Genomic DNA, 15,798 nt, shown 5'->3' on the forward strand with positions numbered 1-15,798 from the left:
TGTCAGAAATCGTCGACGTCACGCCCGCCGCGCGGGGTGACGAGGAACTCCCGGTAGTCGTTGCGCCAGACGCGCGTCTCGTGGGTGCCGACGACGATGGACGATCCCATGCCGCCGACCTCCTCGTCGTGGTCGGGCAGGTCGCCCAGCGTCGTGATGGTCTCCGTCTCGTCGTCCAGGTTCCGGCCGGCCGTCCCGCGGCCGGCGTCGTTGACGATGGCGGCGGGCACGCCGTCGGCCCGCTCCTCGCGGAGGACGGCGACGGCCCGCTCGTAGTCGCGCCAGCAGTTGTAGAGGACGACGACGAAGCCCGAGATGGCCGCGGCGCGAAGCTTCTCCTCGATCTCGTCCCAGCCGCGCCACTTGTCCGACAGCGATATCGTACAGAAGTCGTTGGACAGCGGCGCGCCGAGGTTCGCCGCGCCCGACAGCGCCGCGGTCACGCCGGGGACGATCTCGATGGGCACGTCGTCGGCGTCGTCGGCGTCGGCCATCGTGAACAGCAGGTCGGACTTCCCGTAGACGTTCGGATCGCCGCCGGAGACGTGGGCCACGTCCTCGCCGTCCCGGACCCGCGCGAACGCCTCGCGCGCGAGTTCGACCTGTTTGCCCATCGACGAGCGGATCAAAGTCTGCGTGTGGCCGTCGGTTCGTTCGAGGACGGTTCCCTCCTCGTCGGCCACCTCGCTGTCGTCGGTTCGGCCCGACAGCGCGGCGGACTCGGGCGGGAGCGTCCCGTCCTTGCGCAGGAACTCCTGGTAGAGGTTCGAGGCGACGACGCAGTCGGCCGTCTGGATGACGTCCTTCGCGCGCTGAGTCATGTCGTGGGGGAGGCCCGGCCCGATGCCGACGACGTACAGCGTGCCGTAGTCGTCGGGGGTCGCGGTCGCCGGGGCCGACGCGGCCACGTCCTCGGTCCCGCTCATTTGCCGATCGCCACCGTCACGGCCTCGTCGTAGCGGGTCTTCTCGGCCAGCAGGTCGTGCTCGCGGCCGGCGGCGATGGCCGACGCCTCGGCGATGCCCGGCCAGCCGATGAGTTCCTTCGAGCGCGAGGGGGTCGGTCCCTCGAAGCGCTCCAGCGTCTCCTTCTCGAAGGCGATCACGCCCAGCCCCCACGCCTCGGCGGCGGCGAGCATCCCCTCCTCGTCGGCCTTCCGCGTGCCGGTGGCGACGAACTCCACGTCGGAGCGGTCGCGGCCGGCCGCGTCGAGCGCGCGCTCCCACGCGGCGTGGAACTGGTCCACGTCCGCGCCGGCGACGCTGCCACAGCCCAGCACGACGCCGTCGTCGCTGTTGCGCTTGAGGACGGTCACGTCGTCGCCGACCACCACCGCCTTCGGGCCGTCGAGGCGCTCGACGGGGCCGAGTTCGTCGTCCAGCACGGCGAGGTTGGTGGCGACCGTCGAGTCGCCGTTGACGACGTGGGCGTCGAGGGCCTTCGCCCGCTTCTCGACGCCCTGCTTGTCGGCCGCCTCGCTGGCGGTCGTCATCGCCGGGACCGCGCCCATCGACGCCAGGTCGTCGGCGACCTGGTTCGCGCCGTGGTGGCCGCCGGTGATGGGGATGGCCCACGTCAGTTCCTCGTCGACCACGCAGATGGCGGGGTCGTCCCACTTGTCGTCGAGCAGATGGGCGGTCTTGCGCATCGCGATGCCGCTGGCCATCAGGCCGACGAAGCAGTCGTACTCGCCCCAGTGCTCGTCGAACACCGCGCCGTGGTATTCGAGGACGTCGATGGACTCGTAGCGGTCGCCGATGCCGTCGACGATCTCCTCGGCGGTGTCCATCTTCCGCTCGAAGGCGACGATGGCGATGTCCTCTGCCACCTCGCCGTCGGAGTCGGGCGCTTTGCAACTGTTCGAACTCGAATCGCCGTCGCTGTCTGTGCTCATGAATGTCCTCCGGCCGGTGTTCGGTCACACGCGGCTGCCGGCCAGTCAGCCGCTCGGCTACTGCCAGCCATTCCACTCCCAGCTGCTGTCGGCGCGCGCCGGCGCGCTCGGATGGCGCGCCAGAAATCGTGCGAGGGATGAGCGACCGACAGTCGAAGGGAGCGAATCGGATGGGGAGGCGTGTGGTCTGCTGTTTGGTGCGGTGCTGTGGGGTGGACTGAAAGGGGCCGGGCGCTCCGGGAAGACGACTGACGCAAGCACGCAAGCGAAGCGAGCGCGCGCAGCGAGGTCCTCGACCGGAGCGACCGGGGGCTTTCTACCTGTACTCGGCACCTCCCGCTACTCCTAGTCCTCGACCGGAGCGACCGGGGGCTTTCTGGCGGTTCGCGGTCGCGTCCGCAGTGACCACGGCGCGTCCGGACCATCCTAGTCGTCGGCCTCCTGTGAGTCCGCGTCGCTCCCCCGGTTCGCCCAGTCGCCGTACAGGTACGAACGCTCGTAGTCGTCCCCGCCCACCGCGTCGCCGATGACGACCATGGCTGAGGCGCGATAGCCGGCGTCTTCGAGTTTCTCGCCGATGGTCGCAATCGTTCCTTCGATGACGTCCTCGTCGGGCCAGGACGCGTGGTACACGGCCGCCACGGGCGTGTCGGGGTCGTGCCCGTCGGCCAGCAGGCGGTCCATCGTCTCGCTCACGGCGTGGGTCCCCAGATAGATACAGGTCGTCACGTCGCCCATGCCGACGAACTCGGAGATGTGGTCCTCCTCGGCGTCGAGCGTCTTGCCCTGCGGGCGGGTGAAGGCGACGTGGTTGGCGACCTCGTTGAGGGTCAACTGCGTGCGCATCGTCGCGCTGGCGGCGAACGCCGAGGTGACGCCGGGGACGATGTAGGTGGGGACGCCCTCGTGTTCGAGCGCGTCCATCTGCTCCAGGGCGGCCCCGTAGATGGCCGGGTCGCCGCTGTGGAGGCGAACCACGGTGTCGCCGGCCTCGTAGGCGTCGCGCATCAGCGGGATCAGCTCCTCCAGGTCCTTGCCGATGGACGACACCGTCTCGGCGTCGGCGCAGTACTCGTCCAGCAGTTCGCTGTTGACCAGCGAACCGGCGTGGACCACGAGGTCGGCGTCGGCGAGCAGGTCGCGGCCGGCGACGGTCAGCAGGCGGGGGTTCCCGGGGCCGGCCCCGACGAAGGGGATGCCCGCCTGCTCGTCACCGGCGCTGTGCTCGTAGACGCGGTCGTCCCGGTTCCCGGCGACGGAGTCGATGGCGTCCTGCGGGTCCGTCTCGTCCGCGGGCGGGGCGTCGGGCGTCTCGCCGTTGGCAGCGTCGTCGCCGGTCATCGTCGCACCTCGTCGCCGCAGAGGGCGGCCTCGGAGCGTTCCTGGCGTTCGAGGTCGCCGATGGACTGCGCACCGCCGTCGGTAACGACCCCGCTCTCGTCGGCCGCTTCGAGGAACGCGTCGGTGGCCTGCTCGACGCGGGCGTCGGGTCGCTCGGCGTAGGCCAGCGTGTAGTAGTCTCGCTCGTCGATGTCGGTCGGGTCGTCGGTGACGACCGTCTCGCCCTGCTCCATGAACAGCCGGCGGCCGTACACCACGTCGTAGCCGGCCTCGGTCAGGCCCTCGTGAGTGGCCGGCGCGTCGGTCACCTTGAACAGAATCATTCGGTCGGGACCGGTCGGCGACGCGCCCTGATCGGCCTCCCGCAGGGCGAGGCTGGAGCCGGCGGTGACCTCGACGCCCAGCGCGGTGGCGAACGCCGTCACCGCGCTGACGCCGGGGACGACTTCGAGGTCGACCGCGGGGTGAAACGCCGCGAGCGTCCGCCGGAGGTGACCGAACGTCGAGTAGACGTTCGGATCGCCCAGCGTGACGAAGGCGGCGTCGCCGTCGCGGGCGGTCGGCGCGATCTCCGCGGCGGCCTCCTTCCACGCCGCGCGCAGTTTCTCCTCGTCGCGCGTCATCGGGAAGTCGAGGTCGCCGATCCGCGATTCCGGGACGTGCTCGGTCGCGACCGAGCGGGAGAGTCGACCCGGCGAGTACACCACGTCGGCCGACTCCAGCGCGCGCTTGCCACGGACCGTCACGAGGTCGGGCTGACCGGGACCGAGGCCGACGCCGTAGAGCGTCATCGCTCGCCTCCGTCGACCGCGTTGCCGTCGGCCGTCTCTGCGGTACTCGGACTGCCGCCGCTCGTTCCGCCACAGCCGTCAGCGGCCACGTCCGCGCTCGCGCTGCCGACGAGCATGTAGACGGGATTCTCGGAGTCGAAGCTGGTCGCGCCGGCGAGCTCGTAGCCGTGACTCACCTGGAACTGGACGACCTCTTCCAAGATGTCTCGCTCGCGGAAGGCCTCGGTCGCCGCGCCGGCGACCTCCAACCGCGAGACGTTCATGACGATTCGGTCGACGCCGGTCTCGACGGCGTGGTCGAGGACGGCCTCGTAGTTGCGCGAGCCGCCGAGAAAGAGCGCGTCGGCGTCGTCGGGCAGGCCCTCGGGGGCCTCGGCCTCGCGCAGTTCGACGGCGGCGCTGGTGTCGTTCGCCGCGAGGTTCTCGCGGGTCACGTCGAGTCGACCGGCCTTGCGTTCGAGCGCAGTGACCCGCCCGGCCCGGCGCGCCGCCTCGATGGTGACGGCCCCGGTACAGGAGCCGACCTCGACGAAGTGGTCGGACTCGCTGAGGGCGAGTTTGCTTGCGAGGACGGCCCGGACCTCCGGCTTGGTCGGGCCGGCCTTCGCGTCGTGTGGGAGCGAGACGCGTGACATCACGCTATACAACTGCGGTAGCGCGTAAAACAATTTTGGTTGTATTAACCAAAATAGATGTGGTCGTCGGGCGCTTTGGAGACAAATCGAGTTGTGTTTTCGCTCGGACACGATCGAAACGCGTCCGTGACGGAGACGCCGTCCTCAGAAGTCGGGACCCGGCGCGGGGACGCCGCCGTCGTCCCCGCCGTCGAGGTCGAACTCCTCGCGCAGTTCGCGGATTCGGTCGCGGATGTCGGCGGCCAGTTCGAACTCCAGGTTGTCCGCGGCCTCGTGCATCCGCGCCTCCAGTTGCTCGACCTGCCGGGCCGCCTCGTCGGCGTCGCCGGGCCCCTCGCCCGTGACGCCGCCGGTGTCGGTCTTGCTCCCGGGGAGGTTCGTCTCGCCGACTTCCTTCTCGATGGTCGTCGGCTCGTAGCCGTGCTCCTCGTTGTACTGCTGCTGGATGCGGCGGCGGCGCTGGGTCTCCTCGATGGCCGACTGCATGGCGTCGCTGCGGTCGTCGGCGTACAGCACCACCTCGCCGTTGACGTTTCTGGCCGCGCGGCCCATCGTCTGGACGAGCGTGGTCTCCGAGCGCAGGAACCCCTCCTGATCGGCGTCGAGGATGGCGACGAGCGAGACCTCGGGGATGTCGAGTCCCTCTCGAAGGAGGTTGATGCCGACCAGCACGTCGATCTCGCCGAGGCGGAGCGAGCGGATGAGTTCGTGGCGCTCCAGCGTGTCGGTCTCGTCGTGCATGTAGGCCACGTCCACGCCGGCCTCCTCCAGGTACTCCGTGAGGTCCTCGGCCATCCGCTTGGTCAGCGTCGTGACGAGCACGCGCTCGTCGCGCTCGACGCGGTCGTCGATGCGGTCCAGCAGGTCCTCGACCTGCCCCGTCGCCGACGCGACCTCGACCGCCGGGTCGACGAGGTGCGTCGGGCGGACGATCTGTTCGACCACCTGCTCGCTGTGGTCGCGCTCGTAGTCGGCGGGCGTCGCGGAGACGTACAGCGTCCGGTCGGTCTTCTCCTCGAACTCCTCGAAGGTCAGCGGGCGGTTGTCGAAGGCCGTCGGCAGGCGGAAGCCGTTCTCGACGAGACTCTCCTTGCGGCTCTTGTCGCCCTGGAACTGCCCGCGGATCTGCGGGAGCGTCTGGTGGGACTCGTCGACGACGGTGAGGAAGTCCTCCGGGAAGTAATCCAGCAGGGTGTACGGGGCCTCGCCAGTCTCGCGGTCCGAGAGATGGACCGAGTAGTTCTCTATCCCCGAGCAGTAGCCAGTCTCCTGCATCATCTCGATGTCGAAGGTGGTCCGCTCCTCGATGCGCTGGGCCGCGACGTGGTTGCCCTGGCGCTCGAAGTAGCGGATGCGCTGTTCGAGTAGCTCCTCGATCTCGTCGATGGCGCGCTGGAGGCGCTCCTCGGGGATGGAGTAGTGTTCGGCCGGGTGGACGAGCGCCGCCGGCTCCTCGCTCTTGACCTCTCCCTCCAGCGGGTCGACCTTCAGCATCCGGTCGATCTCGTCGCCCCAGAACTCCACGCGGATGGCGTAGCGGCCGTACATCGGGTAGATTTCGAGCGTGTCCCCGCGCACGCGGAAGGTCCCCTGCGTGAAGTCCACGTCGTTGCGCTCGTAGTTCAGATCGACCAGCCGTTTGAGCACCTCGTCGCGGTCGATCCGCTGGCCGACTTCCAGCGAGAGGGACATGTCCACGTAGTTGCGCGGGTCGCCGAGGCCGTAGATGGCCGACACGGAGGCGACGACGATCACGTCGTCGCGGGTGAGCAGCGAGCGCGTCGCCGAGTGGCGCAGGCGGTCGATCTCGTCGTTGATCGAGGCGTCCTTGTCGATGAACGTGTCCGTCTGCTCGACGTAGGCCTCGGGCTGGTAGTAGTCGTAGTAGGAGACGAAGTACTCGACGGCGTTGTCCGGGAACAGATTTCGGAACTCCTCGTAGAGCTGGGCCGCGAGCGTCTTGTTGTGGGCGATGACCAGCGTGGGCTTCTGGATCTCCTCGACCACCCACGAGACGGTGTTCGTCTTCCCGGAGCCGGTCACGCCGAGCAGGGTCTGTCGGTCCATGCCCTGACGGTACCCGTCGGCAAGCTGCTCGATGGCCTCGGGCTGGTCGCCGGCCGGCTCGAACGGGGCGTCGACGCGGAACGCGCGCTCGGCGTCGGGACGGTCGATGGAGAGGGGACCACCGGAGTCGCTCATTACCGGCTTCTAGGGCCGCACGGACTTGAGCCGCGTGGTTCGGCCGACGCGGTCGACCCACGACACCGGCCGTGGGCCGGCTAGCTACCACTCACGGTGCGAGCACGTGTCTGGAAACCGACGAGCTGAGGCCCGGACGGCAGCGGGCGGTGGTTCGGTCCGCGTCGAACCCACCGACCGACATCGCTCATCAGGGGTAGGTGAGACGTTCGCACCCCGTTGGGTCCTGAACGGACACGCACCTTTATCATATCAAAAATCCGATACCGCATATGGGAGAGACTGATCCGAAAACGCCGAGCGAGAGCGTCGGGGTGCTCGCGGAGGGGAACTGGTCGGTCGGGAACTGGCTCGTCATCCTCGTGTTCGTGGTGCTGACCGTCGTCGGCGTCGCGATGACCGCCGGACTGTTCGGCGGCGACGTCCTGACGACCTCCATCGAATCGGAGACGGACGGCATCGGCATCCCGCTGGCCGTCTTCCTGTACGCGACGCTGGGCGCACTGGGCTACGTGTTCACGCGCCTGATGACCGCGCTCGACGACTACGACGAGTGGAGCGACATCGAGAACCTCGCCGAGATGGGGATGCGGATTCCCGCCGCCTGGCTGCTCGCCGCCGGCGTCTTCCAGTTCGGGAGCCTCGCGGTCGGGTCGGCGAACCTGGCCGAGTCCCAGCTGGTCACCGGCGTGCCCTTCCTCGTCGGCCTCTACGTCAACGTCGCCTACAGGTGGCTCGGCGGGCTGGCCGACCGACTGCTCGGCCGACAGTCCGGGGCCAACGCGGTCGTGACGGAGGACACCGAGTCACAGCCCGGGCAGCCCAGGGCCGACGGCGGAACGGACGGAAGCGGCCGCTGACGCCGCTGCGTCTACCGTTAACAGACCGGCTTCGGGTTCACGCCGAGGTCTTCGAGCGTCCCGACGTACTCGTCGTAGGCGGCCTGAATCACGTCGACGGCGGCCCCCTCCGCGGCGTCCCAGTCGTCGTCGCCGTCACAGACGGCGGCGAGCAGGTCGGCCGCCTCTTCGCGTAGGTCTTCCACGTCGCTGCCGGCGCTACGGAACGTGCTCGCCGTCTGTGGGTCGGCCTGCCCGGTGAAGAACCCGGTGGCCTGCTCTTTGACCTTCTTGTCGACCAGCGCCCAGCCGACGAAACCGCCCAGTCGCTCGACCGTCCCTTCGAGGTCGTCGAGCACGTCGTGTACCGACAGCGTCCGGTCGGCCGCCTCGGCGTCGATGGCCTCGCGGCGCTCGGCCGCCCCGGCCGCGGCGTCGGCGAACAGCGCCGCCGCGCTCTCGTCGGCGTCGTCGCTCCAGGCGTCGAACGTCTCGTGTGCGGCCGCCTCGCGGGCGGCGACGGCCGCGAGCACCGCGTCGGGCTCCATCTCGCCGCGGGTGTCGGCGTACAGCGTCTTCGAGGAACCCAGTCGCGAGAGCTCCGTCTGCTGGTCGTCCCGAACGGCGTCGATGAGATCGGCTCCGGTGGTCATAGCCCATTCTGTGACCGGCGCGGGCTTGTAACCATCGAACCCGTCGCTGGCGAGTCACGGCGGCTGAGGGGAGTAAGCCCCCTTCTGTTCGGGCCGGCATTCGGCTCAGCGGCCGCGTCCAGCGCTCGCGCGCGGCGTCGGACTACCTGTCGACGCGGCCTTGCACCGGTGAGGTTTCGCCGTTCCATCGGTCCGTCGCCGGGAGCGTGGAGCACGATTGCGCTCCACGTCGACCGCGGGCAAGACGCCCGCAGTCGCGCGGATCGAGTCACGATCCGCGACTGCCCTCGGTGGGTTAGCTCTCCCTCGCTTCGGCCGCGATCGGGCGGCCTCGCTCGGGATTCGCGCACCTCATCGGTCCGGCGACGACGTGTCGTTTCTGTTCCAGAGCCGACGGTCTCCCGCCCCGGACTTGCGCCCGGTCACCCGTCCGACGGGTGGGGGGACTTTCCTCATGCCTCGCGGCACGGGAGCCGGCCTCCCTCTGCCGGTCAGAGATACGCGATTGCCGCCGATAAGGCTTACCAACCACCTTTTTCGTCGTCGGGTTTCCTCGGCCGCCGTCGGCGGCCTGTGGGAACCCTCCTCGAAAAACGTGGGCGAAAAATGCCGAGCGCGGCGACGCCGCGCTCGGGGAAACCGCGCCGTCGGCGCGGTATGCTCGTCGCGGGCCTTCCCTCCCCCGACGCCAGCGACGAGCCGCTGGCGCGGCCATTCGGCGGCGGAGAAGGTATCATACCTCGGATAGTTCGACGGTGATGGCGTCGACGTAGTGGGTCGAGTCGCCCTCCCAGATGACGCTCGTGCCGACGGCGAGGTACAGCGTGTCCGTCGAGAGGGCGGGCGTGGTCCACTCGAACTGGTAGGCCCGCCAGCCGTCGGCGAGCCACAGCGGTTCGCGGAGGCCGCCGTAAGGCGTCTGCCCCAGCGCGGTCGTGTTGACCCCGGGACTCGGGAAGTCTTCCTCGGCCTGCGGCGGTTCGGGACCGAGGCGGACCACGGCGTCCCGGAGGGTGTTGAACGACTCCGACTCGCTCCAGAACTCGACGGTGACCGTCGCCGTGTAGCTACCGGGGGCGACCGAGATCGGGCGGACCGCCCAGCAGGTGCCGTCGTCGTAGTCGCCCTCGTTGAAGACGCTGAGGCTGCGCTCGCCGTCGTGGGCCTGTTCCGTCGAGACCTCGATGCGCCACTCGAAGTCCGGCAAGTCCACCTCAGGCCCGATGGCGGCGTCGCGCCCCCACTCTCCGAGCCCGTCTTCGAACCCCTCCTCGAAGGTCGGGCCGCGGGAGGTCCCGAGACAGCCGGCGACGCCGGAGGCGGTGACGACAGCGCCGGCGCGCAGCAGGTCACGTCGGTTCATGCCTACCGATCGGGCCGCTGACATCCTAAAACGCACGGCGGCCACGCGACCGGACGGTCCGCGTCAGTTTGAGCCTCCGCAAGACGTTTTATCCGGGACGCGGCACAGCCACTATGGACTGGTCCCGCAGACGCCTCCTCGCGACGGCCGCGACGGGCCTCGGCGTCGCCCTCGCCGGCTGTGATACGACCGACGACGCTCCGCCGCCGTCACCGGGGCTCGACCGCCGTCCCGTCGACGACTACGAGGTCGAACGGGTCAGAAACACCGACGCGGTCCCGCTGTTCACCCGTGGGTCGTTCCCGACGTCGACGGACGATGCCGACAGAGAGGGCCGACCAGCCGGGAGCTACGACCACGCGTACGTCGTCTCGGAGGCAGACGTAGACGAACTCGCGTTCGCCGACGTGCCCGAGGCGAAGCGCCTCCGGTCGTTCGCCGCCGCCACCGACTTCGAGGCGGGGTCGGTGTACCTCTTTACCACGCCGGTCGGCGCGTGCTACGACGTCCGGATCGAGTCGATCTCGCTCGACCCCGACGGCGACCCGGACGGCGACTTCTGTCGGGCGCTCCGGCCGGCCGACGTGGCCTGCGACGTCGACGAGTACGACACCCTCGGGTACGCGATACGGCTTCCGGTGGCCCGCGAGCAGACGAACGGGCACAGCGGCGGGATGTCGAGTTCCTGTCGCCGGGCCCCGTCACGGGTCGCCTTCGACGCCGAACTGACGCCCCACGACGGGAGTGACGGCGAATGACGGGGTCGACGCGCCGGGACCTGCTCGCCGCCTGCGGTGCGGGGCTGGCCGGCCTGGCCGGCTGTTCGGGGCTGTCGCCGTTCGAGGAGCGCGAGGAGCGCGTCGACACCGGACGGCTCGACGGCGACCTCGCGACGGTCGCGCTGCCGGCGTCGCCGTATCCGGTTTCGGTCCCGGCCTCGCTCGGCCAGCGACACCGCGAGCGGGCCCGCGAACTGCTCGACGGCGTCCCGGACTCGCCGTCGATACCCAACGCCGCCGTGGCACAGAAGCTCGTAGAGGAGCGCGACCGGGCCGAGAACTCGCTGGAGTCGGACGGCGACGGGCGCGAGGAGTGGCCGCTCAACCGACTCGACGGCCACCGGTACGACCGGAGCGAGGCCGCGAGGGTTCGGTCGGCGTATCGCGCCGCCGTCGGCGAGGACGACGGCGACCCGCTCCGCGAGTACCGGCGAACGGTCGCGGCGAGCCGCGGGGCGTTCGAGGGAGACCTGGCGTACCGCGCGAGCGACCCGGTGACGGCGGTGCTGGCCCACGAGCCGGTGGAGGAACTGCTCGCCGAGTGCCGCGAGACCAACCAGCCGACGCCACCGTATCCCGACGACCCGCGAACCGAACCGTTCCGGGCCGGCGAGGCCGTCGGGACCGTCGAGCGAGGCGCGGCGGCGCTGGGCGACGCGCGACGGCTCCGAGAGCGCTACCTGCGCGCGGCGTCCGACCCGACGCCCCAGTGGGACCGTCTCGCGGTCGCCGCCGAGTCCCTGGAGCGAGCGCTCCGGTTCTCGCAGGACCGCGTCGAGGGGTACCGAGACCCCGGCCCAGACGTCTTCGAACGAGACCTCGACGGGACGGCGGCGCGGCGGCTGTACGCCGACGCGGCCCGCGACCTCCGAACCCGAACCGAGGAGACGGAGGCGGCGGTCGACGACGCGGACTTCGCGACCGCCGTTCTCGACGCCGGGCAGGGACTCGTCGCGCTGGAGGTTCTGACGGCGGTCGTCATGGGAATCCGCGATGGCGAGTACCAGGGAGATCCGTCGCTGTCGACGGTCCGGTCGAGCGCCGAGGCGTCCGCCGCGGCCGTCGAGTCGGCCCTCGGCACGGAGCCACGGGGTCTCGCCGTTCGGCTCTGTGAGCCGGCGCTGTTCACCCATCGCTACGCGGTTCGGAGCGTCGCCAGGTACGAGCCCGACGCCGCCGAACTGCTCGCGGAGTTCCGACGCGCAGAGCTGTTGGCCAGCGCGGTCCCCGCCGCGACAGCGTTCGTCGTCGAACGACTGCGGGACGGGGAGACGGCACAGTGGGACGGCGACGCGACTCGGCGGAGCGGGTGAAAATCGGAAAACGCGGCGGTCGTGACGTTAGTCGTCAGACGGGAGCGGCTCGCCGGAGCCGTCGGTCGGCGCGGGCGAGGCCTGCATGTCGTCGTCTTCGGCGTAGGGGTACCACGTCATCTTCGTGTTGTGCATGTACGGGTCGTGGTAGTCGGTCTCCTCCGGTTCGACCATCTCGGCCAGCGTCTCCTCGTCGCGGTCTTCGACGAAGTCGCGGAACGTCTCGCCGTCCTCGCGGGCGTCCTCGAAGTTGTTCACGAGGTTCTTGATCGCGCCGGGCACCTCGTCGGCGGGGACGCGCATCTCAACCCAGTCGGCGAAGCGCGGGTCGTCGCCGAGGCCGCCGCCGAGGCCGATGTCGAGCGCCTCGACCGGCTCGCCGTCCTTGCGCGTCTTCATGCCGCGCAGGGACACGTCGGCGATCTGGGGCTGAGCGCAGGAGGCCGTACAGCCCGAGAGGTGGATGTGGAACTCGTCGTGGTCCGCGGGCAGTTCGACGTTGTCGCGGAGCCAGCGGGCGTAGCGGACCTGCCGGTTCTTCGTCTCCACGATGGACAGCGAGCAGAACTCCGTGCCGGTACAGGCGATGGAGCCGCGCATGAACGGCGACGGGTCGGGAGAGTAGTCCTCGAGCAGTGGCTCGTCGAGCAGGTCGTCGAGGTTCTCCTCGGGCACGTCGGTGACGATGATGTTCTGGCGCTGGGTCAGACGGACCTCGCCGGAGCCGTACTCGTCGGCGAGTTCGGCCAGTTCGAGCGTGTCGTCCGCGCCCATCCGGCCGACCAGGACGTTCAGGCCGACGTAGTAGTTGCCGTCGTTCTGCTCGTGGACGCCGACGTGGTCGTTGTGGCCGTCCTGCGAGCCGGTGTTGTAGCTGTACTGGTCGCGCATGTCCTCGCCGGCGGTCTCCAGTTCGAAGTCGACGTACTCCTCCTGCAGGACCGAGCGCATCTTCTCCGGTCCCCATTCGTCCATGAGGAACTTGATTCGGGCGTTGAAGCGGTCCTCGCGGTCGCCGTGGTCCCGGAAGAGCGCGGACATGCCGTGGGCCACGTCCGCGGCCTGCTCCGGCGGGACCCACACGTCGAGTTCGCGGGCGAGACGCGGTTCCTTGCGGGAGAGGCCGCCGCCGATGCGGACGTTGAAGCCGAGTTCGCCGTCCTTCTCGGCGGGCTCGAAGGCGAGGTCGTTGATGTCGCCCTGGCCGCAGCCCTCGTCGCAGCCGGCGATAGCGACCTTCCACTTGCGCGGGAGGTTCGAGTAGTCGTCGTTGCCCTTGAACGTCTCGTGGAGGTCCTTCGCGACGGGCCAGGCGTCGACGTGCTCGTGCTTGTCCTTGCCGGCGACCGGGCAGCCGACGATGTTGCGCCAGGAGTCACCGCAGGCCTGCTGGGTGCCGAGACCGACGGACTCCAACTTCTCGAAGATCTCCGGGATGTCCTCCAGTTTGATCCAGTGGAGCTGGATCGACTGACGGGTCGTCCAGTCGCAGTAGGCGTCGCCGAACTCGGGGTTGTCGGCGGGGCCGGTCGCGTACTCCTTTGCGACCTCGCCGATGACCTCCAGCTGGCCCGGTTCGATGACGCCGTTCGGTGTCCCGATCCGCATCATGAAGTACGACTCCTGCCCGGAGCGCTGGTGGTACAGGCCCCACCACTTGAAGCGCTCGAACCACGCGTCGTGCTCGTCCTCGGGGATGGCGTCCCACCCCTCCTCAGCGAACTCCATCAGGTGCTCTCGGATCTCGTTGCCGTACACCTCGTCCTTCCAGTTCTCTACTTTCGTGGGCATAGCTAATTCTACACGATCACTAGCCACCCACACATATACACCACGCCTTGCCGTCAACCGTCTCCCCCACTCCCCAATATAGGGGATATTTACCTACTCCGGAGGGCGAGCGAGCCGCGTCCGCTTCTCCGGGAAATGAATGCTCTCGTGGTCGACACCGTAGAACTCCCCGGATTCGGGGTCTACGACGCGACCGACCGTCAGCCAGTCGGTGACGCCGCTCTCGCCACACGCGATACACTGACCGGCGATACGAGCCTCGATGTCCGGGTAGTCGATACCCACTTTCACGAACCCTTCAGCGAGGAAATCCGTCGTCTCACACCCGCAGAAGTCGCTTCGAGCCAGCAACCACAGGTCCGAGACGTTCACTTCCCTGGAGTCGTTGACGGAGATCCACGCACCGTCGTCGAGCTGGTGAACGTCGGTCGTCATTACATCTCATTAACTCACTGGGACACCTGAGGGCGTCGGCGATTGCAAGATTCACCGGAGCCGGACGGACACCGCTGCAGTCTTGCGGTGGGTGCGTGTCGTTCGCATGGTCCATCCCCCGTCGTCAGACGTACTAGATAGCGGACCTTGTTTCCGGTAGGCCGCAGTGCGGGTAGAGCTTACAGGAGAGAGGGCGTTTAAGATAGTGGCTCCGTTACAGAGGAGTACGACAGCAGGACGGCCCCGACGGGTCGTGGCTGCGAGAGAAACGATGACGGACGCACAACAGACCTACGACGAAGACGCTGATCGCGAAGAGCCGACCACGGACCACCTCGACGACGTCGAGGACGGGTGCGGCTGTACCGAGATCTGGGAGCACATGAGCGAAGAGCGCGAGAGCGCCGACGACTGAGGCCCGTACGGGATACTTTTGTGCGACGGCCCGTAAAGAGGGACTGATGCCAGAGGGGCCCGAGGACCACGTACCGTCAACCGATCGCGAGTCGCCGGTCGGGAAGCCGGTCATCCGCGGCGATCCGACACTGACCGGACAGCGGCCGGAAGACGCCGTCGAGTTCGATCCCGACGACCCCGAGAGCCTCGAACTCGCCGCTGAGACCGTCCGCCGATTCTCCGAGAACACCGCGGGCGCGGACGACAACGTGTACATCCTCCGCGGTGCGGCCGCGTGTGCCGCCCTGGTCCGCGGCGAGGGGTCCTACAAGGCCGCCGCACAGCGCGCCGGCGGCGAGGCCTCGGTGTCGTTCATCCGCAAGTGGTCCCGAGTCCACGACCTTCCCCGGTCGATCCGCATCCACGTCGCGAAAGGAGAGATCGCACCGACGGCGGCGAAACACATCGCCAGAGTTGCGGGCGAAGCTCGACTCCTGCTCGCCTGGGCCGCCATCGATCACGACCTGACCGTCCGCCAGATCCGAGCGATCGCGAGCCGCGTCAACGACGGTGCGTCGGTCGACGCCGCGCTGGCGGCCGAGGGCTACACGCTCGGGGAGTTGCGGACGCGGATCGACCGCGACGCCTACCGCCGACTCCGCCGACAGGCGGCCCTCGACGGTGCGGCTCCGGGCGAGATCCTCTCTGAAGCGGTCGAACAGTACTACGACGACGGACCGTAAGGTCTTAATCGCCACTGCCCCGAGCGAGTATCGAGGGCCGGTAGCTCAGTTAGGCAGAGCGTCTGGCTTTTAACCAGATGGTCGGGGGTTCAACTCCCTCCCGGCCCGCTCCTGCGACGAACGGACGTGAAGAGCGGAGCGGCTACGGAGGAATTGAACCCTGAGAGTCGCAGCGTCCGAACGAAGGGAGGACGACCGTCTCTCTCCGGTTCAACTCCCTCCCGGCCCGTGAGATAGCCGCGAGCGACAGCGGGCGAAGTGAAAATGCAATTCTCTCCCGGGCCACTATGAACGACAGTGAGCAGTGCCGGAGACGGATGAAGCGAAGCGACGATCCGGGACCGGACCATTTACCATCGGCACGGCCGACGGGACGGGTATGAGCACGTTAGCAAACGGACTCGACGACCCGTTTAAACCGCTCGGAGCGACAGTCGGTATTCTGCTCGTCCTGGCGATGCTCGCGGTCCTCGCCGGCGCACCGTGGGCAGTGCATCAACGCATTGGGCCGGTCGTCGTGCAGATACTGGGCGCACTCGTAATGGGCGTCATCGGGCTCGGGCTCGCATACCTCAGTCTCACGACGGAGGCATAAACGTCGGCCGGATCCGCTCGAAGCGAGT

The 15,798-nt window shown here is 68.8% G+C and carries 16 protein-coding genes, 1 tRNA gene and 1 other RNA gene; 7 read left to right on the top strand and 11 right to left on the bottom strand.

The genetic code is table 11. The annotated features are described in order from the left end of the window. Window positions 1-2 precede the first annotated feature (2 nt). The 6 genes from GM656_RS04715 to uvrB all read right to left on the bottom strand — a co-directional run bounded on the left by GM656_RS04715 (window position 3) and on the right by uvrB (window position 6,863). On the bottom strand, window positions 3-926 hold the full coding sequence (locus GM656_RS04715) for a precorrin-3B C(17)-methyltransferase (RefSeq protein WP_162412486.1): 924 nt from the start codon (window positions 924-926) through the stop codon (window positions 3-5). Then, entirely contained in the window at window positions 923-1,894 is a 972-nt protein-coding gene (gene cbiG / locus GM656_RS04720; RefSeq protein ID WP_162412487.1) for a cobalt-precorrin 5A hydrolase, read from the bottom strand. Before cbiG ends, GM656_RS04715 begins: the two co-directional genes overlap by 4 nt. A gap of 426 nt (window positions 1,895-2,320) precedes the next feature. Beyond that, window positions 2,321-3,235: a cobalt-precorrin-4/precorrin-4 C(11)-methyltransferase gene (locus GM656_RS04725; protein WP_162412488.1), complete on the bottom strand. Its 915-nt coding sequence runs from the start codon at window positions 3,233-3,235 to the stop codon at window positions 2,321-2,323. Next, window positions 3,232-4,026, bottom strand: coding sequence for a cobalt-factor II C(20)-methyltransferase (locus tag GM656_RS04730; protein ID WP_162412489.1), 795 nt, complete (start codon window positions 4,024-4,026; stop codon window positions 3,232-3,234). The genes GM656_RS04725 and GM656_RS04730 overlap by 4 nt, the downstream gene beginning before the upstream one ends. Then, on the bottom strand, window positions 4,023-4,661 hold the full coding sequence (gene cbiT / locus GM656_RS04735; RefSeq protein WP_162412490.1) for a precorrin-6Y C5,15-methyltransferase (decarboxylating) subunit CbiT: 639 nt from the start codon (window positions 4,659-4,661) through the stop codon (window positions 4,023-4,025). The genes GM656_RS04730 and cbiT overlap by 4 nt, the downstream gene beginning before the upstream one ends. Before the next feature lie 144 nt (window positions 4,662-4,805). Then, window positions 4,806-6,863: an excinuclease ABC subunit UvrB gene (gene uvrB, locus GM656_RS04740; protein WP_162412491.1), complete on the bottom strand. Its 2,058-nt coding sequence runs from the start codon at window positions 6,861-6,863 to the stop codon at window positions 4,806-4,808. A 272-nt stretch (window positions 6,864-7,135) separates the two neighbouring features. Between uvrB and GM656_RS04745 the strand changes: the two genes are divergently transcribed. Beyond that, the gene (locus GM656_RS04745) at window positions 7,136-7,723 is read left to right on the top strand and encodes a hypothetical protein (protein ID WP_241692701.1); all 588 of its coding nucleotides are present in this window, start codon (window positions 7,136-7,138) and stop codon (window positions 7,721-7,723) included. Between the two features lie 17 nt (window positions 7,724-7,740). On the opposite strand, the gene GM656_RS04750 is transcribed toward GM656_RS04745, so the two are convergent. The 3 genes from GM656_RS04750 to GM656_RS04760 all read right to left on the bottom strand — a co-directional run bounded on the left by GM656_RS04750 (window position 7,741) and on the right by GM656_RS04760 (window position 9,718). Further along, window positions 7,741-8,355 (bottom strand): rubrerythrin family protein, encoded by a 615-nt coding sequence (locus GM656_RS04750; RefSeq protein ID WP_162412492.1) that lies wholly within the window; start codon window positions 8,353-8,355, stop codon window positions 7,741-7,743. Between the two features lie 61 nt (window positions 8,356-8,416). Beyond that, window positions 8,417-8,844, bottom strand: an RNA gene (gene rnpB, locus GM656_RS04755) — RNase P RNA component. Between the two features lie 244 nt (window positions 8,845-9,088). Then, a complete protein-coding gene (locus tag GM656_RS04760; protein ID WP_162412493.1) occupies window positions 9,089-9,718 on the bottom strand; it encodes a twin-arginine translocation signal domain-containing protein in 630 nt (209 codons plus the stop codon). A gap of 113 nt (window positions 9,719-9,831) precedes the next feature. Here GM656_RS04760 and GM656_RS04765 point away from each other — a divergent pair, with 113 nt between their 5' ends. Further along, the gene (locus GM656_RS04765) at window positions 9,832-10,476 is read left to right on the top strand and encodes a hypothetical protein (RefSeq protein WP_162412494.1); all 645 of its coding nucleotides are present in this window, start codon (window positions 9,832-9,834) and stop codon (window positions 10,474-10,476) included. Beyond that, window positions 10,473-11,810, top strand: a complete 1,338-nt coding sequence (locus GM656_RS04770) for a hypothetical protein (RefSeq protein ID WP_162412495.1) — start codon at window positions 10,473-10,475, stop codon at window positions 11,808-11,810. The genes GM656_RS04765 and GM656_RS04770 overlap by 4 nt, the downstream gene beginning before the upstream one ends. Window positions 11,811-11,837: 27 nt before the next feature. Here the strand turns inward: GM656_RS04770 and GM656_RS04775 are convergent, their stop codons facing one another. Both GM656_RS04775 and GM656_RS04780 read right to left on the bottom strand, forming a co-directional pair. Continuing rightward, complete coding sequence (locus GM656_RS04775; RefSeq protein WP_162412496.1) at window positions 11,838-13,601, bottom strand: nitrite/sulfite reductase; 1,764 nt, start codon at window positions 13,599-13,601, stop codon at window positions 11,838-11,840. A gap of 93 nt (window positions 13,602-13,694) precedes the next feature. Beyond that, window positions 13,695-14,036: a hypothetical protein gene (locus tag GM656_RS04780; protein ID WP_162412497.1), complete on the bottom strand. Its 342-nt coding sequence runs from the start codon at window positions 14,034-14,036 to the stop codon at window positions 13,695-13,697. Between the two features lie 271 nt (window positions 14,037-14,307). Between GM656_RS04780 and GM656_RS19020 the strand changes: the two genes are divergently transcribed. The 4 genes from GM656_RS19020 to GM656_RS04795 all read left to right on the top strand — a co-directional run bounded on the left by GM656_RS19020 (window position 14,308) and on the right by GM656_RS04795 (window position 15,770). Further along, window positions 14,308-14,451, top strand: coding sequence for a hypothetical protein (locus tag GM656_RS19020; RefSeq protein WP_174242934.1), 144 nt, complete (start codon window positions 14,308-14,310; stop codon window positions 14,449-14,451). A gap of 46 nt (window positions 14,452-14,497) precedes the next feature. After that, window positions 14,498-15,175, top strand: a complete 678-nt coding sequence (locus tag GM656_RS04785; RefSeq protein WP_162412498.1) for a DUF7119 family protein — start codon at window positions 14,498-14,500, stop codon at window positions 15,173-15,175. 34 nt (window positions 15,176-15,209) lie between these two features. Next, a tRNA-Lys gene (locus GM656_RS04790) sits at window positions 15,210-15,283 on the top strand. 271 nt (window positions 15,284-15,554) lie between these two features. Beyond that, window positions 15,555-15,770 carry a hypothetical protein gene (locus GM656_RS04795; RefSeq protein WP_162412499.1) on the top strand — a complete coding sequence of 72 codons (216 nt, stop codon included), beginning with the start codon at window positions 15,555-15,557 and terminating at the stop codon, window positions 15,768-15,770. Window positions 15,771-15,798 lie beyond the last annotated feature (28 nt).

Source organism: Haloarcula salina, assembly GCF_010119195.1.
Taxonomy (GTDB): Archaea; Halobacteriota; Halobacteria; order Halobacteriales; family Haloarculaceae; genus Haloarcula; species Haloarcula salina.